This is a genomic window from Delftia acidovorans NBRC 14950, assembly GCF_001598795.1.
GTDB classification, from domain to species: Bacteria; Pseudomonadota; Gammaproteobacteria; order Burkholderiales; family Burkholderiaceae_C; genus Comamonas; species Comamonas acidovorans.
Window position 1 is genome coordinate 86,522 of the sequence record NZ_BCZP01000022.1, and the last position, 6,574, is coordinate 93,095.

Here is a 6,574-nt window from a genome sequence, read left to right on the forward strand (position 1 = left end):
GCGCTTACTCGATGGGGGTTGCCGGGGCCTGCAGGGCAGGCGGGGTGCCGGCCGGCGCCTTGCGCCGGAACAGGGACAGCACCCAGACGAAGAAGACAGGAACGAACACCACCCCCAGCAGCGTGGCCGACAGCATGCCGCCGATCACGCCGAAGCCGATGGCGGCCTGGCTGGAGGCGCCCGCGCCCGAGGCCAGCGCCAGCGGCACCACGCCCAGGATGAAGGCCAGCGAGGTCATGACGATGGGCCGAAAGCGCAGCCGTGCCGCCTGCAGCGCGGCCTGCGCCAGGCTGTGCCCCTGCGCATGCAGGTCCCTGGCGAACTCCACGATCAGGATGGCGTTCTTGGCCGCCAGGCCGATGATGGTGATCAGGCCCACCTTGAAGTACACGTCGTTGGACAGGCCCACGGCCGAGGTGGCCAGCACCGATCCCAGCGCGCCGATGGGCACGATCAGCATCACGGCGGCGGGAATGCTCCAGCTCTCGTACAGGGCTACGAGCAGCAGGAACACAACCACGATGGCCAGCGCGAACAGCTTGGGCGCCTGGGCACCGGCGGCTTTCTCCTGGAAGGACAGGGCCGTCCACTCGTAGCCTATGCCGCGCGGCATCTCGGCCATGATGCGTTCCAGCTCGGCCATGGCCTCGCCCGTGGTGTGGCCCGGCTTGGCGTCGCCCGAGATGCGGAAGGCCGGATAGCCGTTGTAGCGCGAGATCTGCACCGGCCCGCTTTCCCAGCGCACCGACGCGAAGGCCGACAGCGGCACCTGCTGCCCGCCAGCGTTGGGCACGTGCAGGCGCAGGATGTCCTCGGGCCGCGCGCGGGCCTGCGCATCGGCCTGCACCACCACGCGCTGCAGGCGGCCCGCGTTGGGGAACTCGTTGATCACGGCCGAGCCGTAGGCCGTGGACAGGGCCGTGTTGATGGCGCTGAAATCCACGCCCTGGGCCTGCGCCTTGCGCCGGTCGATGTCCAGCCGCAGCTGGGGCGCATCCTCCAGGTTTTCCATCATGGCGTAGGCAATGATGGGCGAGGCATTGGCCTTGGCCAGCAGCTGGTCGCGCGCGGCGATCAGGGCCTCGCGGCCCAGGTTGGCGCGGTCCTGCAGGCGCAGCGCAAAGCCGCCGGAGTTGCCCAGGCCGTCGATGGGCGGCGGGTCCACGGCCATGACGGTGCCGTCGGACAGGCGGGCAAAGCGCTGGTTGAAGGCCTGCACCTCGTCCCACGACGCCTGCCCGGCGCCGCGCACCGACCAGTCCTTGAGCGTGACGAAGGCCAGGGCCGCGTTCTGCCCCATGCCCGAGAAGCTGTAGCCCATCAGGAACTCGGCCTGGGCCGTGGCGGGGCGGCCCTGGATGTAGTCCTCCATGTCCTTGACCATGGCCTTGGTGCGCTCCGTGGTGGCGCCCGGCGGCAGCTGCACGCCGACGATGTAGTAGCCCATGTCCTCGTAGGGCACGAAGGATTCGGGCATGCGCGTGTACGCCACGCCCAGCCCGGCCACGATGGCGGCATACACCAGCATGCAGCGCCCGGCGCGGCGCACCAGCCGCTGGTTGAGCAGGTCGAAGCGCTCGGTCAGCGCCGCGAAGCGGCGGTTGAACCAGCCGAAGAAGCCCTTGCGCTCGGCGTGGTGGCCCTTGGCAATGGGCTTGAGCAGCGTGGCGCACAGCGCCGGCGTGAAGGTCAGCGCCAGCAGGCCCGAGAACAGGATGGACACGGCCAGCGACAGCGAGAACTGCCGGTAGATCACGCCCACCGAGCCGCTCATGAAGGCCAGCGGCAGGAACACCGCCACCAGCACCAGGGTGATGCCGACGATGGCGCCCGAGACCTGCTGCATGGCCTTGACCGTGGCGGCCAGCGGGGACAGCCCCTCCTCGGCCATGAGGCGCTCCACGTTCTCCACCACCACGATGGCGTCGTCCACGATGATGCCGATGGCCAGCACCATGCCGAACATGGTCATCATGTTCACCGAAAAGCCCAGCGCATACATCACGCCCAGGGTGCCGGCCAGGCAGACGGGTACGACGATGGTGGGAATCAGCGTGTAGCGCAGGTTCTGCAGGAACAGCCACATCACCAGGAACACCAGCGCCACGGCCTCCACCAGGGTCTGGATGACCTTGCCGATGGCCACTTCCACGAAGCGCGAGGTGTCATAGGGCACGGCGTACTGGATGCCGGCAGGGAAATTCTGCGACAGCTCGGCCAGGCGCGCCTTGACGGCCTTGGCGGTCTGCATGGCGTTGGCCCCGGGCGCCAGCTGCACGGCGGCGGCCACGCCCTGGCGGCCGTCCTCGCGCGAGGAAAAGCTGTAGTCCAGCTGGCCGACCTCCAGCCGCGCCACATCGGCCAGGCGCACGGCCGAGCCATCGGCCCTGGCACGCAGCACGATCTGGCCGAACTCCTCAGGCGAGGCCAGCGTGCCCTTGACGGCAATGGTGGCGCTCAGCTCCTGGCCAGGCCCTGCGGGCGAGGCGCCAAAGCTGCCGGCCGGCACCTGCGCGTTCTGGGCGGCGATGGCCGCGTTCACGTCCGCCACCGACAGGCCGTAGCCCAGCAGCTTGCCCGGATCGACCCAGACGCGCATGGCCACATCGGCCGCGAAGAACTGCACCTTGCCCACGCCGGGCACGCGGCGGATCTCGTTGTTGATGTTGCGCACGGCGTAGTCGGACAGGGCCACCTCGCTGTTGCTGCTGCCGCCGCTGCCGTCCTTGTAGGTCAGCGAGTAGATCATCAGGAAGTTGGCGCTGGCCTGCTCGACCTGCAGGCCCATCTGCATCACGGACGCGGGCAGGCGCGCCTCGGCCTTCTTGATGCGGTTTTGCACCTCCACCTGGGCCAGCGCGGGCTCGGTGCCCGGGGCGAAGGTGGCCGTGATCTCGGCCAGGCCCGTGGAGCCGCTGGAGGAGTCGAAGTACAGCAGCCCCTTGGTGCCGTTGAGCTCCTCCTCGATGACGCTGGTCACCGACTCCATCACCGTGGTGGCGGAGGCGCCCGGATAGTTGGCGGTGATCGAGATCTGCGGCGGCGCCACGTTGGGAAACTGGGAGACGGGCAGCGCCGGTATGGCCAGCAGCCCGGCGAGCATGATGAAGATGGCCACCACCCAGGCGAAGTTGGGGCGGTTGATGAAGAACTTGGACATGGTCTATTCCTTGGGCACGCGCCGGCTCAGTCGCTGGACGTGGCGGAGCTGCCGGAGGCGCTGAAGGTGCCGGACAGCCCCGCCGTAGGGGAGGCCGCGGCATCGGAAAGGGCCGTGACCTGAACCCGCGCCCCGGGCTGCAGGCCTGCCATGCGGCCCACCACCACGCGCTCGCCGCCCTTGAGGCCTGCGCTGATCTGCCACTGCGCGCCATGCATGGCCGCGGTCTGCACGGGGCGCATCTGCAGCGTGTCCTGGCCATCCACCACCAGCACGTGGGCCTGCCCGTCGGTGCTGCGCTGCACGGCCCGCTGCGGCACCAGGATGGCGGCAGGGTCCACGCCCTGGCCTACGGTCACGCGCACATACATGCCGGGCAGCAGCATGCCGTCGCGGTTGTCGAAGCGCCCGCGCAGCGCCATCTGGCCCGTGCCGCGGTCCACCGTCACATCCGAGAACAGCAGCCGCCCCGTTCGCTGCAGGCCCGTGCCGTCCACTTTCAAGGAGACCGGCGTGCCGTCCTTGCCCGCCGTCTGTGCCAGGCGGCCCTCGGCCAGGGCCGCGCGCAGGCGCTGGGCTTCGGCCACGGGCTGCTGGAAGTCGGCATAGACCGGGTCGAGCTGCTGGACCAGCGCCATGGGCGTGGCCTCGCCCTGGCCCACCAGGGCGCCCTCGGTGACCAGCGCACGGCCGATGCGGCCCGCGATCGGCGCCCTGACCGTGGCGTATTCCAGGTTCAGGGCGGCCGCCTGCACCTCGGCCTGGGCGGACTGCCGCGCGGCCTGGGCCGCCTGCAGGCGGGCCTGCATGGCCTCGAAGTCCTGGCGGCTGACTGCCTCCTGCGCCACCAGCGGCGCGTTGCGGCCAACCACGGCACGCGCTTCGAGCAGGGCCGCCTCGGCGCTGGCCAGCTGGCCCTGGGCGCGGGACAGGGCGGCGCGCAGGGGCGCCGGGTCGATCTGGAACAGCACCTGGCCGGCCCGGACGTCGGCACCTTCCTCGAAATGGCGGCGCAGCACGATGCCGGCCACCCGCGCACGCACCTCGGCCACGCGCACGGGCTCGATACGGCCCGGCAGCTCGCTGGACAGGGCCAGCGGCGCGGCCTGCACGGTGACGGCCTGCACCACCGGCAGCGCGTCACCCGCTGCGGCCGGAGCCTCGTTGCGGCCGCAGCCCGCTGCCAGGGCGGCCAGGGCGGCCAGCACCAGGGCCGCCAGCGTCAGGCCACGTCGCTTGTTCAGACGCATGCTCATGTTCACAACCTGATTGAGTTCGATACGAAGGCCGCGATGGTACATATCAGAATCAAATGAGTCAACATCGATTCATTTGATTCTTTAAAACATCAACAGATAAAATCCATGCACTTTCCAAGGAGGCATGACAAGCGATGACGAGCACCAAGCAAGAGGACGAAGGCAAGCTGCTGGGCGCACTGGCACTGGCGCTGCTGGACGATCCCAAGGCCAATCTGCAGGAGCTGGCACGCGCCATCGGCATCAGCAAGGCCACGCTCTACCGCTTCTGCCCCACGCGCGACCAGCTCATCGACCGGCTCATCGGGCATGCGGCCGACACCCTGTCGCGCGCCATGCACGCGGCCGAGCTGGAGCGCCACGCGCCGCTGGAGGCGCTGCGCCGCCTCACCGCCCACTGCCAGGACCACCAGACGCTGCTGCTGTTCCTGATGTATTTCTGGCGCTCCGACATCTCGGTGGTCGGCCAGATAGAGAGCGAATGGGTGGCGGCCATGGATGCCTTTTTCCTGCGCGGCCAGCAGGCCGGCGTGTTCCGCATCGACATCACGGCCGCGGCCATGACCGAGCTGTGGCTTTCCATGGCCGTGGGCCTGCTGGATGCGGAACGGCGCGGCCGTGTTGCGCGGGCCAGCGTGGCGGCCGTGATGGAGCAGTCCTTCCTGCACGGCGCCCTGCAGCCCGGCGCACCAGCCGCGTAGCGCGCCGGGCCGTCGGGAACTGGCCCACAATGTGCGCGATCTGCGCCAGAGGAGCTGGCTTGGCCGGCATTGCGCGTCCTGATACCCGCCCCATAACCGGAACTGGAAGAACAGCCATGAGCCCCTTGAGCAACAACAAACGGATCGAAGAATTGAGCACGCAGGCCATCACGGCGTTTGACATGGAAACGCGCTTTCGCACGCTGGCTGCCAGTGGCGATACCAAGCAGGCACTGGACATACTGGCACGCCTGGACAGCCAGGATCCGCGTTGAGGCCGAGGCTGCATGCTCGAACGCACCCACCTTGCCATCGTCCGTGAAGTCGAAAAACAGGGCTCGCTGACGGTGGCGGCCGGCGTGCTGTGCGTGACACAGTCGGCGCTGAGCCACAGCATGAAGAAGCTGGAGCAGCAGCTGGGCACGGACATCTGGCTGCGCGAAGGCCGCAGCCTGCGCCTGACGCAGGCTGGCCAGTACCTGCTGGCCGTGGCCCAGCGCGTGCTGCCCCAGCTGGACCTGGCCGAGGAGCGGCTGCGCCAGTTCGCCCAGGGCGAGCGCGGCGCGCTGCGCATCGGCATGGAGTGCCATCCCTGCTACCAGTGGCTGCTCAAGATCGTCGCGCCCTATCTGGCGAGCTGGCCCGATGTGGATGTGGATGTGAAGCAGAAATTCCAGTTCGGCGGCATCGGCGCGCTGTTCGGCTACGAGATCGACCTGCTGGTCACGCCCGATCCGCTGTTCAAGACGGGCCTGGAGTTCGTGCCCGTGTTCGACTACGAGCAGGTGCTGGTGGTCTCCAGCGCGCATGCGCTGGCAGGGGCCGATTTCGTGGAAGCCGCCCAGCTCGCGCCCGAGGTGCTGATCACCTATCCCGTTCCCATGGACCGGCTGGACATCTACAACCAGTTCCTCATGCCGGCCGGCATCACGCCGCGCCGCCAGAAGGCCATAGAGACCACGGACATCATGATGCAGATGGTGGCCAGCGGCCGGGGCGTGGCGGCCCTGCCGCGCTGGCTGGTGCAGGAGTACGCGGGCAAGCTGGACGTGGTGCCCGTGCGCCTGGGCGCCAAGGGCATTGCCAAGCAGATCTTCCTGGGCGCGCGCGTGGCGGACCTGCAGACCGACTATCTGCAGGCCTTCATCGAGCTGGCGCGCCAGCCGCTGGCCGCTGGCACGCCCCCTGCTCAGGCTGCCTGAGCCTGCGCCAGGAAGTCCTGCGCAAAGCGCTGCAACACGCCGCCCGCCTCGTAGACCGATACCTCCTCGGCCGTGTCCAGCCGGCAGGTCACGGGCACGCGCAGCGTCTGGCCGTTGCGGCGTTCAATCACCAGAGTGAGTTGGGTGCCCGGCGTGCGCTCGCCTTCCACGCCATAGACCTCCGTGCCGTCCAGCCCCAGGGTCTTGCGGTCGGTGCCCGGCACGAACTGCAGCGGCAGCACGCCCATGCCG

5 protein-coding genes and 1 pseudogene are annotated in these 6,574 nt (G+C 69.1%); 3 read left to right on the forward strand and 3 right to left on the reverse strand.

Annotated elements, in window-relative coordinates; all coding sequences use genetic code 11:
- Window positions 1-4: 4 nt before the first annotated feature.
- The gene (locus DA1_RS23005; protein ID WP_034397247.1) at window positions 5-3,160 is read right to left on the reverse strand and encodes a multidrug efflux RND transporter permease subunit; all 3,156 of its coding nucleotides are present in this window, start codon (window positions 3,158-3,160) and stop codon (window positions 5-7) included.
- A gap of 26 nt (window positions 3,161-3,186) precedes the next feature.
- Entirely contained in the window at window positions 3,187-4,416 is a 1,230-nt protein-coding gene (locus DA1_RS23010; protein WP_034397249.1) for an efflux RND transporter periplasmic adaptor subunit, read from the reverse strand.
- Window positions 4,417-4,553: 137 nt separating this feature from the next.
- On the opposite strand from DA1_RS23010, the gene DA1_RS23015 reads away from it, so the two are divergent.
- The 3 genes from DA1_RS23015 (at window position 4,554) to DA1_RS23020 (ending at window position 6,322) form a co-directional block, all read left to right on the forward strand.
- Window positions 4,554-5,120, forward strand: a complete 567-nt coding sequence (locus DA1_RS23015) for a TetR/AcrR family transcriptional regulator (protein WP_034397250.1) — start codon at window positions 4,554-4,556, stop codon at window positions 5,118-5,120.
- Window positions 5,121-5,236: 116 nt separating this feature from the next.
- Window positions 5,237-5,395 (forward strand): hypothetical protein, encoded by a 159-nt coding sequence (locus DA1_RS30625; protein ID WP_155294329.1) that lies wholly within the window; start codon window positions 5,237-5,239, stop codon window positions 5,393-5,395.
- A 12-nt stretch (window positions 5,396-5,407) separates the two neighbouring features.
- A complete protein-coding gene (locus DA1_RS23020) occupies window positions 5,408-6,322 on the forward strand; it encodes a LysR family transcriptional regulator (protein ID WP_034397252.1) in 915 nt (304 codons plus the stop codon).
- Here the strand turns inward: DA1_RS23020 and DA1_RS23025 are convergent.
- Window positions 6,310-6,574: pseudogene (locus DA1_RS23025) on the reverse strand (Fe/S-dependent 2-methylisocitrate dehydratase AcnD); the annotation flags it as partial. The gene DA1_RS23020 and the pseudogene DA1_RS23025 sit on opposite strands and share 13 nt — an antisense overlap.